This is a genomic window from Leptolyngbya sp. AN10 (assembly GCF_050565645.1).
In the GTDB taxonomy this organism is placed as follows: domain Bacteria; phylum Cyanobacteriota; class Cyanobacteriia; order Leptolyngbyales; family Leptolyngbyaceae; genus Leptolyngbya.
In genome coordinates, this window is sequence record NZ_JBNXVP010000016.1 from 92,220 (window position 1) to 107,598 (window position 15,379).

Annotated in this window: 22 protein-coding genes; 13 read left to right on the forward strand and 9 right to left on the reverse strand. The window is 45.0% G+C overall.

Annotation, left to right across the window (positions count from 1 at the left end; genetic code table 11):
* Positions 1 to 97: 97 nt before the first annotated feature.
* The 7 genes from ACQ4M5_RS22100 to ACQ4M5_RS22130 all read left to right on the forward strand — a co-directional run bounded on the left by ACQ4M5_RS22100 (position 98) and on the right by ACQ4M5_RS22130 (position 2,810).
* The gene (locus ACQ4M5_RS22100) at positions 98 to 388 is read left to right on the forward strand and encodes a hypothetical protein (protein WP_430677833.1); all 291 of its coding nucleotides are present in this window, start codon (positions 98 to 100) and stop codon (positions 386 to 388) included.
* 92 nt (positions 389 to 480) lie between these two features.
* Positions 481 to 828 (forward strand): hypothetical protein, encoded by a 348-nt coding sequence (locus ACQ4M5_RS22105; RefSeq protein WP_430677834.1) that lies wholly within the window; start codon positions 481 to 483, stop codon positions 826 to 828.
* A gap of 106 nt (positions 829 to 934) precedes the next feature.
* On the forward strand, positions 935 to 1,141 hold the full coding sequence (locus ACQ4M5_RS22110) for a hypothetical protein (RefSeq protein WP_430677835.1): 207 nt from the start codon (positions 935 to 937) through the stop codon (positions 1,139 to 1,141).
* Positions 1,142 to 1,184: 43 nt separating this feature from the next.
* Positions 1,185 to 1,427, forward strand: coding sequence for a hypothetical protein (locus ACQ4M5_RS22115; protein WP_430677836.1), 243 nt, complete (start codon positions 1,185 to 1,187; stop codon positions 1,425 to 1,427).
* 156 nt (positions 1,428 to 1,583) lie between these two features.
* The gene (locus tag ACQ4M5_RS22120; protein WP_430677837.1) at positions 1,584 to 1,988 is read left to right on the forward strand and encodes a hypothetical protein; all 405 of its coding nucleotides are present in this window, start codon (positions 1,584 to 1,586) and stop codon (positions 1,986 to 1,988) included.
* 100 nt (positions 1,989 to 2,088) lie between these two features.
* Positions 2,089 to 2,502: a hypothetical protein gene (locus ACQ4M5_RS22125; protein WP_430677838.1), complete on the forward strand. Its 414-nt coding sequence runs from the start codon at positions 2,089 to 2,091 to the stop codon at positions 2,500 to 2,502.
* A gap of 5 nt (positions 2,503 to 2,507) precedes the next feature.
* On the forward strand, positions 2,508 to 2,810 hold the full coding sequence (locus ACQ4M5_RS22130; protein ID WP_430677839.1) for a hypothetical protein: 303 nt from the start codon (positions 2,508 to 2,510) through the stop codon (positions 2,808 to 2,810).
* On the opposite strand, the gene ACQ4M5_RS22135 is transcribed toward ACQ4M5_RS22130, so the two are convergent.
* Positions 2,807 to 3,172, reverse strand: coding sequence for a hypothetical protein (locus tag ACQ4M5_RS22135; RefSeq protein ID WP_430677840.1), 366 nt, complete (start codon positions 3,170 to 3,172; stop codon positions 2,807 to 2,809). The two genes, ACQ4M5_RS22130 and ACQ4M5_RS22135, sit on opposite strands and share 4 nt — an antisense overlap.
* 151 nt (positions 3,173 to 3,323) lie before the next feature.
* Positions 3,324 to 4,646, reverse strand: a complete 1,323-nt coding sequence (locus tag ACQ4M5_RS22140) for a hypothetical protein (RefSeq protein WP_430677841.1) — start codon at positions 4,644 to 4,646, stop codon at positions 3,324 to 3,326.
* Between the two features lie 113 nt (positions 4,647 to 4,759).
* Between ACQ4M5_RS22140 and ACQ4M5_RS22145 the strand changes: the two genes are divergently transcribed.
* Both ACQ4M5_RS22145 and ACQ4M5_RS22150 read left to right on the forward strand, forming a co-directional pair.
* Positions 4,760 to 5,155, forward strand: coding sequence for a CopG family transcriptional regulator (locus ACQ4M5_RS22145; RefSeq protein ID WP_430677842.1), 396 nt, complete (start codon positions 4,760 to 4,762; stop codon positions 5,153 to 5,155).
* Between the two features lie 357 nt (positions 5,156 to 5,512).
* Positions 5,513 to 5,797 (forward strand): hypothetical protein, encoded by a 285-nt coding sequence (locus tag ACQ4M5_RS22150; protein WP_430677843.1) that lies wholly within the window; start codon positions 5,513 to 5,515, stop codon positions 5,795 to 5,797.
* Here the strand turns inward: ACQ4M5_RS22150 and ACQ4M5_RS22155 are convergent.
* The 6 genes from ACQ4M5_RS22155 to ACQ4M5_RS22180 form a co-directional block, all read right to left on the reverse strand.
* Positions 5,794 to 6,795, reverse strand: coding sequence for a hypothetical protein (locus ACQ4M5_RS22155; protein ID WP_430677844.1), 1,002 nt, complete (start codon positions 6,793 to 6,795; stop codon positions 5,794 to 5,796). The genes ACQ4M5_RS22150 and ACQ4M5_RS22155 overlap by 4 nt on opposite strands.
* A 96-nt stretch (positions 6,796 to 6,891) precedes the next feature.
* The gene (locus ACQ4M5_RS22160; protein WP_430677845.1) at positions 6,892 to 7,443 is read right to left on the reverse strand and encodes a hypothetical protein; all 552 of its coding nucleotides are present in this window, start codon (positions 7,441 to 7,443) and stop codon (positions 6,892 to 6,894) included.
* 19 nt (positions 7,444 to 7,462) lie between these two features.
* Positions 7,463 to 7,900, reverse strand: coding sequence for a hypothetical protein (locus ACQ4M5_RS22165; RefSeq protein ID WP_430677846.1), 438 nt, complete (start codon positions 7,898 to 7,900; stop codon positions 7,463 to 7,465).
* A gap of 3 nt (positions 7,901 to 7,903) precedes the next feature.
* Entirely contained in the window at positions 7,904 to 8,557 is a 654-nt protein-coding gene (locus tag ACQ4M5_RS22170) for a hypothetical protein (protein WP_430677847.1), read from the reverse strand.
* A 22-nt stretch (positions 8,558 to 8,579) separates the two neighbouring features.
* Positions 8,580 to 9,362, reverse strand: coding sequence for a hypothetical protein (locus ACQ4M5_RS22175; protein WP_430677848.1), 783 nt, complete (start codon positions 9,360 to 9,362; stop codon positions 8,580 to 8,582).
* 31 nt (positions 9,363 to 9,393) lie between these two features.
* The gene (locus tag ACQ4M5_RS22180) at positions 9,394 to 10,140 is read right to left on the reverse strand and encodes a hypothetical protein (RefSeq protein ID WP_430677849.1); all 747 of its coding nucleotides are present in this window, start codon (positions 10,138 to 10,140) and stop codon (positions 9,394 to 9,396) included.
* A 442-nt stretch (positions 10,141 to 10,582) separates the two neighbouring features.
* Here ACQ4M5_RS22180 and ACQ4M5_RS22185 point away from each other — a divergent pair, with 442 nt between their 5' ends.
* The 4 genes from ACQ4M5_RS22185 to ACQ4M5_RS22200 all read left to right on the forward strand — a co-directional run bounded on the left by ACQ4M5_RS22185 (position 10,583) and on the right by ACQ4M5_RS22200 (position 14,829).
* Positions 10,583 to 11,293, forward strand: a complete 711-nt coding sequence (locus tag ACQ4M5_RS22185) for a hypothetical protein (protein ID WP_430677850.1) — start codon at positions 10,583 to 10,585, stop codon at positions 11,291 to 11,293.
* A gap of 46 nt (positions 11,294 to 11,339) precedes the next feature.
* Positions 11,340 to 11,945 (forward strand): hypothetical protein, encoded by a 606-nt coding sequence (locus tag ACQ4M5_RS22190; protein ID WP_430677851.1) that lies wholly within the window; start codon positions 11,340 to 11,342, stop codon positions 11,943 to 11,945.
* Positions 11,946 to 12,032: 87 nt separating this feature from the next.
* The gene (locus ACQ4M5_RS22195) at positions 12,033 to 12,836 is read left to right on the forward strand and encodes a hypothetical protein (protein ID WP_430677852.1); all 804 of its coding nucleotides are present in this window, start codon (positions 12,033 to 12,035) and stop codon (positions 12,834 to 12,836) included.
* A gap of 301 nt (positions 12,837 to 13,137) precedes the next feature.
* Positions 13,138 to 14,829 carry a peptidoglycan DD-metalloendopeptidase family protein gene (locus ACQ4M5_RS22200; protein ID WP_430677853.1) on the forward strand — a complete coding sequence of 564 codons (1,692 nt, stop codon included), beginning with the start codon at positions 13,138 to 13,140 and terminating at the stop codon, positions 14,827 to 14,829.
* On the opposite strand, the gene ACQ4M5_RS22205 is transcribed toward ACQ4M5_RS22200, so the two are convergent.
* Positions 14,815 to 15,249 (reverse strand): hypothetical protein, encoded by a 435-nt coding sequence (locus tag ACQ4M5_RS22205; protein ID WP_430677854.1) that lies wholly within the window; start codon positions 15,247 to 15,249, stop codon positions 14,815 to 14,817. The two genes, ACQ4M5_RS22200 and ACQ4M5_RS22205, sit on opposite strands and share 15 nt — an antisense overlap.
* Positions 15,250 to 15,379 lie beyond the last annotated feature (130 nt).

Genomic DNA, 15,379 nt, shown 5'->3' on the forward strand with positions numbered 1-15,379 from the left:
TGATCTGATACAGTCAGAATGATTACAAGAAGCCCAATGTGAGTGATTTATGATTTACAAAGAGCAGCAAACCCTCTAGTTACTTTTAGGAGAAGCGATGAAGCGCCTCAACTTGCCCACTCATACAGAAATTGTTGATTTTGTCGCTGCTCATCACTTACATCATCCGCAAACCTATGAAGAATGGGCAAAGATTAGCTCATCCCAAGATTGCTATGGCAGGAAAGACGAGCGTTATATCCAGATTAAGCGAGGCATCAACTTTGATGAAGTACCAAGAACCTGCGCGATCAAGCCAGATGAAGAGGAAATGAAGCACGTCAACAACGAGTGGGACAGACTAACTGAATTTTGGGAGCAATGTGGAAGAATCTGTGCTGCAAGCTAACAAAGTTACTACTTCAAAGAACAAATTAGTCTGCTGTAATTTTCTAAAGAATGGTGCGGAATCGCTTCTTCCAATTAAATTAAGGAGAATGAGTGCTAATTAATATTGTGGTCACCCTCTCTGGAACCGATGTGGACAGAGACTGGAAGCGAGAACTTTCCGCGTACTGTCGCTCATGTGTAGCCGAAGCAATTTCACAAGCAGGATGTATAGAATTAATAACATACCGCTTCTTCTATGAGCGTGACACCCTAATCAATAATCAAACGCTGGTCAGCATAGGAACATTTGTTATACCGAATACCTGGTCATTCGATCCAGAATCATTTGAAAACCACATAGAAAAAGTGTTTTGCGGGTACAATCCATCCTGCATGATCACGCAAATCGAATGCACAACCGATCGACCCGACGAAAAGGCTGAACAATCATTCTCATAAAGTGTAAAATCTGGAAAAACAGCGCTGATTAAGCCTTGAAAGACTCACTGTAGGAAAGAATAAGTTTACATATCACTCAACAACTTTGACAAGCAAAGGAAAAATTATGAAGACCGCAACTTTCCACGCTAGTGAAGATAAAATCGATTACTTCAAAGAACTATCCACCGATGTGCTAGACGTTGAGAGCATCATCATCGAAGGCAATACAATCACACTCGTCGGAACGTATCTCGATCGCGAGTTTTGTGAAATTACAGCAAAACATGCAGGGGTGGAGATCATTGAATTCAAAGATTCCACAAAAGATTAATGTAACAACACTACATCCTTTCATAGCTACAGGAACTTTGCAGATGAGCAAAAAAATTAACCTGACCCTTAACACTTGTGGCGAGTGCCCGTACTCGTTTGAGTCAACTGATAAAGGGTTACCAGACGGTGTATTTCGCTGTCACAAAACCTACGATAATCGCCCTAACTTTCAAGGCAGTTTCCGACGCATTGGAGATAGATATCAGTACCAACAACAGATTCCCCATTGGTGTCCACTCCCTAGTGAAACCGTTTTAGATACGGCTGAGATGGACGAGAACTAGAAGACTTTCATTCTAAAGCACCGGCAAGAGAGTTTTAGCAAACGATATCGCTTGGTAAGTAACATCATCAATACTGTTAGGTTGCGTTACTTCGATACAAATCAGAAGAGTAAAACTATATCAATCCACTAGACACAGCAAAAAGAGGAAACATTAGTGAGTATAAGAATTCTACTAGCTTGGGACAATGCTGGAGATGCCTACCTGGCTGTTGGAACAAAACAAGTCGGCTTTTACTATGACGATGAATTAGAAGATAGCGATGCTATCTCGTATCTAGAACTAATTAGCAGAGCCTTAACAGAAGCCGGAAAACAGCCAGAGTTATTCACGGCTGATTTGGGCAACGTGCTATCAATCTTGGCAAATCTGCACGAGGAAGATGAAAAACCCTCTCTCCAACTCCCGATGATTACATCTGAAGAACGGTCTCAGATTACTGGAGAACAATCCGCACTAGCATTTATCTTAAACCATCGTGAGGACTGGCTTTCTCAACACTTGCAGCCCTATATCATTGGCTCAAAAGCAAGCAGCTTGGATAATAACGCAACTCATTAGTCCTCGACAAAATTGGATAGAACGCGTCCCGCTTACTGCACAACGGCACACAAACAGAATCGAGCGACATCAGCCCATTGTGCAGCAAGACCTAGGAGACATGAGAACGCCGCCGAACAATCACTTGAAAATTCGTAATATTTACGATGAGATCACGTGGCTATACGGTAGCAAAGAATCTTGTAGCCAGCTTGACTTATTAAACCAACCCCCAGAAGGACTTGACGACTACTTCCAAAGAGTCATCAGCGGCAAAATCTCCGAGTCCGGCGGACTCGTCGCAGCAGAAACTCCAATCGCTCCATTTGGTCGATTTAAGCCAAATCCCACGCTAGCAGAAATCATCGATCGTTTGCTCGATGACCGCCGCATCTACTTACGGGATGGAACCAGCGTTGCAATGGAGCCTGAAATCGACTCGAATCAGACCACTGAACTGCGTCTCCCAACCCCTATTGATGGATTTATCGCAGCAATCAAAACGATTGCTCATTGGCAAACACACACAGCTTAAACCTCATGCCAGAGCCATTTATTAAGTTCAAGCTTCCATCTCCTCAAAACCTTGCGGCAGGACCTTGTCCGCGCTGCGGTAGACTCGATCATTGGTTAAATAATATTCCATTGACCGCTTATTGTTATGGTTCTGAAGAGAACCCACACGAAGAGTGGTCCACTGTGATTCCCACTCCATTCAATCCCTACTTAAAGAACTACAACAAGCGAGCCACTCTCGCTCCGATCGAATACATTGACCGAAGACCCAACCATCTCAAACCTCAGGAGGCACTGAAACACCAAGATCAAAGCGATCGTGACTAAAACAAAGTGAGTTGAGTTGCACCTGAATGGGATTTACCTTTGCGCCGCCGCTTTGCCTTTCGGTTTTTTAGATACCGACCATACCAAATTGGAGTCGGAGGCTGTGCTATGCGGATGCGATAGATGGCTTCACGGATTTGCTGAGAAGCATACTGTCCCCACAGCAGATACCAGTCACACGAACGCCGATGGGGTAGAGCAATTGACTCTCCCTGTAGACAAACGACCAGCATTAACCGAGTTCCCTGGAATACTGAGACCTTGGCGCTCCAAGGAATCTCGGTATCCAGACTCATCACAACCCGAAACTCTGGTAAGAAAAGTTGAAGTGCGTTTCGATATAAATCTTGCCTTGTCACCATGCCAAACCTGCCGTAAAATTCGACAACAGATACACAAAAAACTATCTAAGAATGACACAACAACAGCAAATTATCCTGAAAAAATACTCCGATATTATTTGAGAATTCGATTGGCAACTTCATAAAACAAGGAGCTTCTGTGTAGCAAAAGCTAAACCTCATCTAAACCCAGCATCCGTTCGGCAATTTGCTTTTGAAGTGAACTTCCAACAAAAGAAGTCATATACTTCATCGGGGTTTCTCCTGGTCTCGTAACAACTAGCCCTCTAGTCACCAGATGGTTCAAAACGCGCTGCACTTTGGCTGTATCAGGAACCCCAAAGCCAGATTTTGTGTATTTTCCTTCCCGAACCCATCCGACAGACAAAGCAATCCGTTTAGCCGTCATGCCCAAAAACTGCCCAGGCAGACGTTGATAGTCGTCGATTGCTTCACCCTGAAGCGCTTGAAGCGCCAACCTCCCAATCAACCATTTCTCTTCGTCGTCCATAGGTAAGCTTCCAACTTTAACAATCGACTCATATTCCAAATTGCGAAGAACTGCTAACACCAACGCACCCTCAAATGTCCCGGCTTCCTGGACCAGAACAGAGGTGACTAATTTAGAAGAAAATGGAAGACGCCGTTCTCGCAGTTCATAGGCTTTTTTCTCTAAAGATTCCTCAAACTCACTAAAAGCAATCGCCTCAAACTTTGAAGTTTCTGAATTGTATCGATGACTTGCTTGAAACAATAAACGAGTCAGTAGTCCCGCAGACCCTTCAGCGCTTGCCAAAGCAAGCTGTGCAACAGGAGAAGCCCAATCAAACAGTGCGAATTGCGTTCCTCTAAAATAATCTAACGCGAACTCAACTGCGTCAGACAGCTCCATATCCTCATACACAAAACAATGCTGAAATTGTCGGTAAGGAGGACGCTTAATTAAATGTTCCATGATGTGAGTAAACCCGATCAAAACGATTGAATTTACTCCTACTTGCTGCATTAAAAAATCCAAAAATTTTGTGAGATGGCGCTCAGATATATGACTAGGTTCATCAATCAAAAACATTTTGGTTCCAGCCGCTTTCATTAGATCGCGTGCCCAGAATTCGAGAAAATCAATGGTTTTCGAGTAAAGGGATTTTGGAGTTTTTTTGACATCTTTAGACCAAGGAGCGTACGCCTGTATAATCTGAATTAAGCAACTTTTATAAGTTGATCCAGTGAGCATATAAAAATAGAAAGCAGGAGCATTTCCCTCAAGAAAGAATTGAACTGGAGATAGTTTACGAACAAAATCGATAGCCGCAACTGTTTTTCCAATAAAACTATCTCCAGAAACAATCCCAACCCCTCCATTGTTAAGCTTATCCAACAAAAACTGTTGCATCGCTCGATATTGGCGCGAAGAGATTAGAGGCTCAGGTAAAATGTGGCGATATAACAAAGGAAGATCACAACATTGTTGAAGCGTTAGCTGATCTAAATTCATTTCAAGGATCTCACAATTAAACCACTTAATCAGAAAGCCAGCGTTATCATTCAAATAAACAGTCCAGACCTACTCACACAAGCTACCATTGCACAAAAAACTCTGCAAGCACCATGACCCTGCGAAAAGCTAGAAATACTCAAGGAGGACGACCTATACGATATGAGTCACCAAAAAAAATTATGACCGTATCTCTAACTCCATCTGCCGTAAAAGGACTAGACCAGTTGGCAAGGACAAAAGGATTATCTCGATCAGAATTAATTGAACAAGTTGGAAGAGGAAGTATTACTTTAGCAAATTCGATGCCTGACGATATCGAGTTCGTTGATTTTTCTCATTGCGAACTCGAACAATTAAAAGATTTTCTAGTTTCACAAAGAGCTGTGCTTGAAGATGAAATAAAGCAAAGAGGACTCTTTCAAGAACAGATTCTTGTTGAAGCGCGAGCAGAAGTGATTCAGTACTTGATAGAGTCTATTGATAAATTGTTGCTAAAACTTGTTTAATTTCTCACAAGTAACGGATCAATAAAATGTAATTCACAAAACTCATAATCTTTGCCTTGCTTATAACAGGTTCTAAGTACAATCTACAGACAAATTCAATCACACATCTCCTGAAAGGTCTGAGTTTTAACGTCGAAAAATCTACCTTAACCCACCAGGGTCTAAACTCATCACTCAATGAACACAATGACTCCTTTAGAACACTGGCATCGAACCACACAGCATTTGGATCCCTTCGTAGATCTTGCCGTACTAAGCGCAATTGCACGTCGGGGATACTCAGATCTTGGAAGAGGAGCTGTAATTGTGGACCCTCTCCAATGTTTTGGACATCTTCTTCCTTACATAGCAAGCTTTATGATCGAACAAATCTTAGAGGCTCCACGCTGGAATGCGGTTGCTCCAGTGCTCACAACGTACAATCCAAACCACGAGATGATCGTTATCGTTTTAACTCCGCTCATCCCGCCTAACCATCAACAAACGCGAGTTGATAGCTTTCTCATCCCGCTACAGGACTGCACGACTGATCCCAATATTATCGCTCTGAAAGCGAAAGTAATGAATGCAGTTCCTCGCGTCATCACCTTTCCGCAACTGCAAACCTCAAGTGAAAATAGAAGTAATCAGACAGAACGTTAGTTGGTCGAAAAAGGGCGATTTTGCTGACGAGCCTGCTGATCAACGCGCTTGTACCACTCCGTCTGCGCAACGGGAGTCGATTGCAAATTCTCTAAATTCTGAAACGCTTCTTCCCACTGCTGCTGTTTCACTGCATAGTCTGCAGTTCGCATCCACGTTAGCTGAGCACCCCATTCTGACGAAAAACGCTTTGCCTCTTCAGATCCAGCAGTACCAGCAGGAACACTAGAGACGATATGAACCGCTAGTTCTAAATTGTTTGGATAGACATTTTGTGCCCGACGCACCATTTCAGCAGAAATACGATCGCGTTGAGCCGACGCATCAGGAACATTTGCTAAAAGCTGCAACGCTAGCTTTAGTTCACCGCGATTCACCAGTTCTTCTGCACGTGCATAAAGTGGTGCATAATCAAACTGAGTCCCTTGGGAAACACTAGTTGGCGCATTCGTCGTTGGTTCTGTTGCTGAGTTTGGACGATTAACCAACGCCAAACTAGAAAGCGCAAGCAGAAGAACAAACGGGGAAACTAAAATTAAAAAAAGTAATATGCCATTCGGCAGAGATTTCGCTTGTAGAGCATTCGGTTTTTCGTTAGAAAAATCAATCGCAGTCAAGACAGCTTCTCGAGAAGGCAAAGAAAAGCGGTATTTTGTTGGACGTTCAACTAGACGAGCTTGCGTTGGAGAATTGCTAGTCGGTTCTGGTGTAACCAGCGGTAGCGCTTCGGTTGAGGTTGAATAGCTATATTGACCCTCGGAGAGTGGGGTCGATACGGCTTGAGTTCTTCCAAATCGATAAGACCTCGGAAGCTGAGATGATCCCGACGGTGACGACACAACGGACTGGGGCGACTCAGAAGTACGAGCACCCGGAGAAGAAACCATCCGAGAAAAGCGATACAGCGAAACAGACGCAGAAGTTCTCGACGAAGAATCAGGCAACGCTGAGTTAGAACCAGAGGCTGTTTCAGTTGGCTCAGAAAGTTCTTTATGCATGGGTTATCTAATCCACAAAAGCCCAATAAAACCTAAGTATTAAAACGTTAGCAAAAATCAAAATAGTCACCCTAAAAGATCAGCACCCCAAACATCTCACTGCGAAGTAGGATTTGAAATAAACGGTCCATTGGGTCCCAGCCGTTGCATTTGTGAGACGCGCAACGACCCAACAATCAAGGTTAAAAAGAGCGTAACAACAACAACTAAAGCAAGCTGGAACGGAAGCTTACCCATGCGAAACAAGCTGAATGAATAAACAGATGGCACGACTTGAGGTTCAAGATCAGACTGCACAACCGGCAAATGTTCAGGAGGATCTAGCAAGTCATCCGACAGATCATCCTCGCTTTCGTTTCTAGACAGTGAGTCCATAGCAAAGCTAATCGCAGAAATTGGCGCTGCCACCGCCATTTCTTCCATCTGACGCTCAATTTCTTGCTGCTTGGTACGAAGCTCGATCCAAATCGGATCATCGTCTGAAAGCACGTTCCGAATTGAGTTTGCCGCCGCTTGAAGCTCCCGCTGCATATACTGCAAGCGATACAGTTGGTGTCCCTGCTGTACCTCCTCGCGCCGAGCATTCAGATGTTTCAGCAATATCTGGGTTTCTGATTCAAGACTATCTAGAGTAGAACGAGATTCCATAATCAAATCAACAATAACATTACTTAAGCGGCAACCAGGGAAAAAATAGTTGCCAAGCTAAAACAGCATGAGCAGCATAAACAACGGCAACGAACAGCGGTAAGCGATCAAGAGTCACAAACGGTAAGCGAAAGCCAGCAACCCACCACAACACAAATACTAAGAAATAACTCGAGAAGATTCCAGCGATTTCACCCAGATAGCCAGAGGCAGGAGTAATCCCCTGACTTCCAGGAACGAGAATCGAGCCAATCATCTGCATCAACGGCTGAAATACGCCAAAAGCATTGACGATCGTTAATTGATAGAGAATGGCAACCGTTACGGCACTGACTCCAGCTGCCGTAATCACTCCAACAGCCGGATTATAAGAGTCTGGTATTTCCTGAAGATCTGGATTAAATCGATAGGTAAGCCATTGAACGAACCATTGTCGCGGCGATGTTTTGTGCTTCATAGCTTAAAGTGTGTGAACTCTTGCAAGCATTAACCCAACCAAAAAATTGCTGACTCCGAGCAGCAAAATCCAGCCAAAACAAAGGCTAACCGACCAGCGAATCTGTAAAAACGGAGTTTGAGGCTGAAGCAGCTTCGCACCGTATAAAAACAAACAGTAGAAGCAAGAAATCGACAGTCCAAACAAAGACAGCGTTGTCAACAAATGCCAAACCATCCCCACTTGCATCAACGGGGAGACAACCTGAATATACACACCAGCCGCATCTTGAACTGGAGCACGATATCGAGCAAACGCCAGCAGTCCAGACAGCAAAGCTAGCATCGAAACAAAAGTCGAAATACAGCTAACCCATCGAGCACGCCGGATCACAATCGTACCCGACAACAGGGAAAACGCAAAAGACCCCATGTATAGAAAAACCATCGTAGAGATCGAAGCAAACAAACTATGCCAAAATCCTAACGATCTCTGCCACGGCGATGGATGAATCAAGTTGCTAAAAGGCAGTGCCAGAACCAGAACCGAGATCGTTAGCAAAACGAGCATATTCAGCCACGCCTCAATCCAACGCGATCGAGCGTCGTCAGATTGCGTCGAGTGTGACCCGTTCAGTGACGGATAATCTGGAGAAATCGACTGAGAATGTATATTCATCCACTCTACTTAGTACACAACATCACGTAACGCCAATCAATCGCTGGCTAGCTTCAACGAAATCTGCCACAGCTCGATCAATTGCTCCCACATCTGAAACCGAAGTCCCAGATAAAACCGCTGTCGGAACCGCCGAGGCTAAACTTGTAAGCGATGAGTCCATTCGACCAACCAGGACAGGATTGATTCGAGATAAATCTGCTTTAATCGACTGAAAAACGTTGTCCTTTAAGAAAGCGATCAACCCTCGGGCGCTTTCATACTTCGTTTGATTGACAATTACCTGATTTGCAATCGACTCTTTGTACAATCGTCCAAACTGAAGCAAATGCTGCTCGGTAGCCCGCAGCGTCAGCGGGACAGACTGCCAGCGTCGCACTGCAGAAGAAATGCTGGCAGCATTGAGAGAGTCAACCACACGCTGTTGCTGTTCTAAAAGTAACTCTTTACGTGCAAATGATTTTACTGAAATCAAATCACGCAAATTGAACAAGCTGATAAGATAATCAGGCTGCCAATCAACCCGACGATTTAAGGTGGCATAGGGTTGATTCACAGTCACACCTAAATGATCAGCAAGGCGATCGAGATGACCAAGCTGCGTCAACTCTTTGACAACCTGCAACTCCCCTTGAAGCAGTCCAAGCTGAGTGAAATACTCAACCGCCTCGATGTCCGTGCTGGGATATTCAGCAGTTGTTCGTGGAGCCGATAGCGAACAACTGGTAACACTTAACCCTAAACAACAAATCACGGTCACCAACGTCAAAGTGCCCCAGCGAATCCAGCGACGTGGACGATTCATCAGTTTCTCTCCACAACAGTCATCGAGCGATTTACATTGAATTGGAGTGATCTACACTGTGCGTCATTTTTTCATGGGCAAGATTTAACTGATGCTGAATTTTAGGACTGGGATAAAATGGCACATCCTGAAACCGCTGGAGGGTTGAAACCGCGTCTTCCCACTGCTCTCGCTGCATCATCTGGCTTGCACTGGAAAGAACAGCAGCTTGTCGTTTCCAAGTTGGCAGATTTGCCTTTGCAACTGATGCCGCCTGAGTTCCTTCGGGAATTGCCTCTAGATATTGAACAGCCGTAGCGATATCTCCTTGAAGGTATTTATCATTTGCTCGATCTAAAATTTGAGAAGCGCAATCTTTCATCAAACGTTGTGCTTCTGCATAACGAGGATGATTCTGTGGAACCTGCTGAAGCAACCCATACGCTCCTCGAAACCATGACCCTTGTCTTAATATCTGGGCTTTCTGAAACAGCTGATCAATATCGGGCGAAATTGCGTCTGCTTTGGATGAATCAACATCAGATGCTGGATCGGATGGAACCGAGACTTGATCGCTTGAGCGATGGGGATTTTCGTTCACAATTTCAAAATCAGCGGAATTCGTTACCGACGCAGATTGAGACCCATTACGAGCGTCAGAATCAGTCGGTAGAACTTGGAATGACTGATTGTAAGCTAAACGGGCAACTGGAGAAAAGGCTACACCTACGGCTAAAGGACCCCCCACCGTCAACCAAGATCGCACTTGGGTCTGCCGTATACCCCGACTTTGAACCATAAATGAACTCCAACAATCCTTCTGGTATATCTGGAATAAACGATACTTTCACTCTTAGCGTTGGTCATTCAGCCCACTCACATTCTGCTCCGACCCATACGGCAATTGCATTAACGCAAAATCCCACAAAACTGACGGAATCATTAGGAAGGCAGTGAGGCGAATTAAAGAAGAAGATTCACCCTTAAATTAAAAGTAGAGGAACCAAGACTACATCTAACCGCAGACAGATTCACATACTAGCAATTGCCGCTCTATTCGCGCTTTAGCTAAACGGACATCGTTCTGTCGTTTAAATCTAAAGCCTTCAGATAAACCCATATAATGAGAATCTAAGAAAGCCACATCATTAAATCGCCGATGGAAAAGAGCAGTCGTTTCGTAGATTCTTCTCAATTGCCCAAATTTTTCTTAGTCGATCGCCCCCCAAATTTGCAACTAGATGCCACGACTGTGGCTGCAACCTGACGAATATGAACAGCCTATGGAAGCTTTTGCCAATCTCAATTATCACCTGGAATTTCGGCGATACCCATCCGGAAATACCTGCGTCTTGATTCTTGATCGACTGAAGACAAATGAAATCACAACGCTTACCGTTGATCTCGATCGCGTTTCGCTCTATCCAAATGAGTGTTTGTGTCCACTAGAGGAAGATTCCCGCTCCAGCCAATATCTTCAAGAACTAATTGCTGCTCAAATTTTGACTCCGAAAGCAGATACGGTTTGTGTCGGTAATCAAAGTGCTAGGGTTTATACCATTCATGGCTCGGTACCAACGCAGACAATCGTACGCGTTTTTCACAATCGTAATGGACACTTTCGAGAAACAGGTGATCCTGACTACAATGCCAATCTCTATCTAGCAGCCACAGTTTTTGTTCCAGACAGCAAAGACCCTTTGAGCTACGCTTTTGAAGTGACCAATTCACCCCATCGCTTCAACTCGAGTGACCAGATTAACCTCAGTTGGAGCGACCATCCTAACGTCCGTGCTGAATCGTTCGACCCAAAAGTCCTTCCTGCCGAACTTCGACTTGCCGGAATCTGTGAACATCGGTCGACCAGTGTCGGTGACGTACTAGAAGTGATTCCAGCCTCGACTCAAGCACGGCGCTACCTCGTTAAAGATATTGGTTTCTCGCTCATTTAGCACACCTTAGGAAGCAGGCAGTTTGCCTGCTTCACCTTATATCACTATGAACCCCACTGCTATTTCCAAACGGTCAAAGGCAATTCTCGCTCAACGTCAATTCAATTCCTTACTCGAACAATCGCAGCGATTTCGAAACGCAATTCATACAGCTTTCGAGTCCGCAGCAGTACTAGAACCCAATATTCAACCTGATCCCAACTCACTCGGTCAAGCAATCTCTACATTAGAAACCCTAGAAGCACTGCTGCTACACGCGCGAGATCTAATTGATCCATTAGCAGTCGCTATCGAAAGTGGAGATTATGCCCAGATCTGGAGTGTTAAAAATTACGGATTCAGCATCTGTGTTCGGACAAACAACCACGTTAACGGGCCACTCTCCTGTATTAAAAGTGGTGGAGAATTAGAAGCAGATTTATACAGATTGTTGCGGCAAGAAGGAATTAAATCGCATCTTTTAAGGCATGGATCAGAGGCAGAACTTCAAATAGCCTCGAACCACAGCAACCCCGAACAAGTCACACGACTAAAGTGGCAAGTCGCGGAAATAATGGAAAAACACGGCTGGTCTGCGATCGTCCTCGGGGAGAGCAGCAGCGTTTGCTGTGTTCCTGAAACAGTAGAAGAAACTCCAGGCGCAACGGTTTAAATAGAACGGTCGGGTAAGGAGGCTACATCGCCTACCCGACCTCAAGCACAGTTTTGCAGAAGACTAAAAGAAGGCTGTTGTTAAAAAATGGCAAAGAAAAAAAAGCTTGCTGAGTCCAAAACTTCCGAAAATTTGGCTGATTCCCAGCCTCTAAAAGAGACAGAGGAATATCCGGCGACCTCTCTGCTTTCAAATCGAGAAGCGCTAGCAGCACTGGAAACCGAACGCGACGAAATTATGCTCAGAATTCAGCTATCGCTGAACTCTGAAGCCTTTAACGCCATTCTCGTTAACGCGATCGAAACAGATCCTTCAGCAAAAAGTTTTACAAAAAACTACGACGGCATCACCGTTGAATTAACATTGCCCGGTTATGATTTCATTCAGCGTTCTGAACTCTTTATCGCCAGTCCTTATCAGATTTCTCAAGTCAAAATTGATCCAGATCTAAAACAGCTATCCGCCGATGAACTCAGTAATCATATCTTGAATGCTTTTCAAAAAGCTGAGATCGACGGGTTTCTAGCTTGGGTGAAATTTTATGCAGTTATTCAGTTGGTATGGAGAAATCGCTGCCAAAAAACAGCTCACAAACTTCTCAAGAAGTCAAACCGAGTACAGTTTGACCATATTCGCCAAGGATCAAAGTCTCTCGAAGATAGCGAAGAAGCGCTCAGTCGAATCCTGAAAACTGTAGACACTCATGCTAGCATTCTGTATGAAAACTTTACAGAAGTTTGGGGACAAAGATTAAGTCGGTTTATCAGAGAGCATCCTCAGCTAATTGTGCAAAAAGGAAAAGTTAATCTTCAAAAGCTAATCCAAGCTCTGGATGCCTCAATGCAGAAAAGAGAATCTTGCAGAGAGCCGGATCATCCCAACAAATCATGACGGTGTCTCGAAAAATGAAGACACCGAGCAAAGTTCACCAACTTTGTGCTGATTGATCAAGCAGGTTCCCTCAAATCTAACTCCTACAGAAGTTAAACCGGTTGTAAAGTACAACGTTCACAAGCATTTTGCAAGAATATTTCGATTTAACAAGCCATATGCTAAAACAAAGTCAAGGACAAGACGGTTTTGCACCAGGTGTGCTCGGTAGAAAAAATTCGTCTTCCAACACCTTCTCACAAACGCACTCGACTTTAGCCTCTGGTACTCAAGCCAGGGCCATTAATCTGTATTCATCAATATGCAAACCCCTCGCAAAATCATAACAGCAGGATTGGGAGCAACACTGACCCTAACTCAAACGCTGGGTGCTCAAGCAAATGAAATGGTTCTTTCGCCATCACCCCCCGAAACAATCACCGAATCGATCGTTGAGCCAAGCGAAACATCCTTACTCGACCCCCTTTCTCAGTGTTCTCAAGCCGTAAAAAAGGAAGACTCTAGGGTCATTTTCATCTGTAACTCCTCTGAACCCCATTCGACAATCGAATTCACTCCCAAAGCACCGCTAATTCAGAATGCGAAAGGGGGCACACCCACAGCAACAGTGCGATCTATTCAAATGGACGCATCCGCGATCTCGAATCAACCTCCCGTCATCAGAACAGATTTGCCTCCAAAACCAGCAGCAAAACAACTACTGATTCTGCCTTCTACCGTCAACGAAACGCTCCCTACACGTAGGTCTCAGTTGTTAGAAGCCACAACCTCAGGGCAACCGAAGCAATCCGTCTCTTCGCAATCGATACCAGAATCTGTTGAGGTAGCACCTTCGCCGATCTCGATCGATTCATCCGCAATCAGCGCTTCGCAAAGCGAAGCGACCGGAGCACTAAACTCGCTGTCTTTGCAAAGAGCTGAGGTGCTTGAGCCTTTAGAAGAAATCACACACCCTTCTGATAAATCCACCATCCTGCCTCAAACTCCCACCCACCCAGAGTCAATATCTTCAATTCACGAAGCAAGAGCCGATGCTCAATCTGCACAGAAGCTTGAAGACTTATTTCTTGCGATGCTACGCGTGAGCGAGTCTGCGCCGCCCCACAAAACACCGAGCAAAGTCAATCAACAGACATCGAGTCAACCACCCACTCGAACGCCGCGAATCGCTTCAAAACCGCTCGCCATATCCAGATCGTCAGTTAGCACAGAGACACCGCTGCAAGAAACGTGGAATCGCTATCCGATCTTTTCAACTGCACAACCCAGCGCGTATCCAGGCAATGGAGATGTCCAACTCCTGTTTCCGCTCGCTGTTGCAAGCAACATTTCATCTCCGTTCGGCTGGCGCGTGCATCCAATCAGCAATGATGTAAGATTTCATTCAGGAACAGACTTAGCTGCACCGATTGGAACTCCTGTACTTGCTGCTTTCTCTGGGCAAGTCGTCTTTGCTGACGCTCTAGACGGATACGGAATCACAGTAATTCTGTTAAACAAGAATGGGCAATATCAAACCCTATACGGACATTTATCTGAGGTTTTTGTCCAACCAGGAATGTCAGTCAACCAAGGCGAAGTCATCGGATCAGTCGGCAGTACCGGGAACTCAACCGGACCCCATCTCCATTTTGAACTGCAAGAATTCACCGAGGGCGGTTGGCTTGCCGTCGATGCCGGTCCGCTACTAGAACTCGCCGCAACTGCGCCCCCCCAAACCCAAATAACACAAATTCAACTCCCTCATCGCACGAATTTGGTGGTCGAACAGCTATTGACTGCAACCGGTCGCCGTAAAGGAACGAACATTCAGCCGATTGAAGCGAACCGTCCAGAATCGAGCCTTACACCCCGTGCCCAAAGTCCGACAGTTCTCTCTAGGACCAACCAGAACAGTTCTAGCCCAACAACCAGCATTCTGGCTCAAGCGGTCCTTGCAGGAATTTCGTTTGCTTTGTTCAATAAGCAAGGAATGTCCTCAGGATCGAATTGAAGCATTAGCGATCGCAAAAAAGCTGCGGAATCGATGCAACAAAACTGCAATCCGAGTCGTAAATCCCAAAAAGCGCTTAGAAACGCTCGGAATTGAAGCGGAAGCATCTGGTCGTAGCGTCTCTTCCCGCGCAATATGCTCATAGCAAAGCTGACCGTGCACCTCCCCTAAAGGCTGGTCTAATTCCACCACATATTCCCAAAACGACTCCTTCCCCCCATACAAGCGAACCGTTTTTTGCGTGTAATAGCCCATGCCAACGACCATACCCAGCATCGGAGTAGACTCGTCGTCGGAATTCAGATCACAACAGATCACGCGGGATCCCAAAGTAAACCGAGGAATAGGAAGACGATCCGGCAAATAAAACGTGAGTTGACGAAACACGGTGGATCCTTGGACACCCCAAATCTGGCCCATATCTCTGCCTCCAATCAGCCTTATTTCTAAGGTTTAACACAAATTCTCGCAGATTTTACATATTCCATAAGTAAATAATGCTATAAGTTGAGGTAGAAGATGCTACAAAAATAAGTATATGGTGTACAAC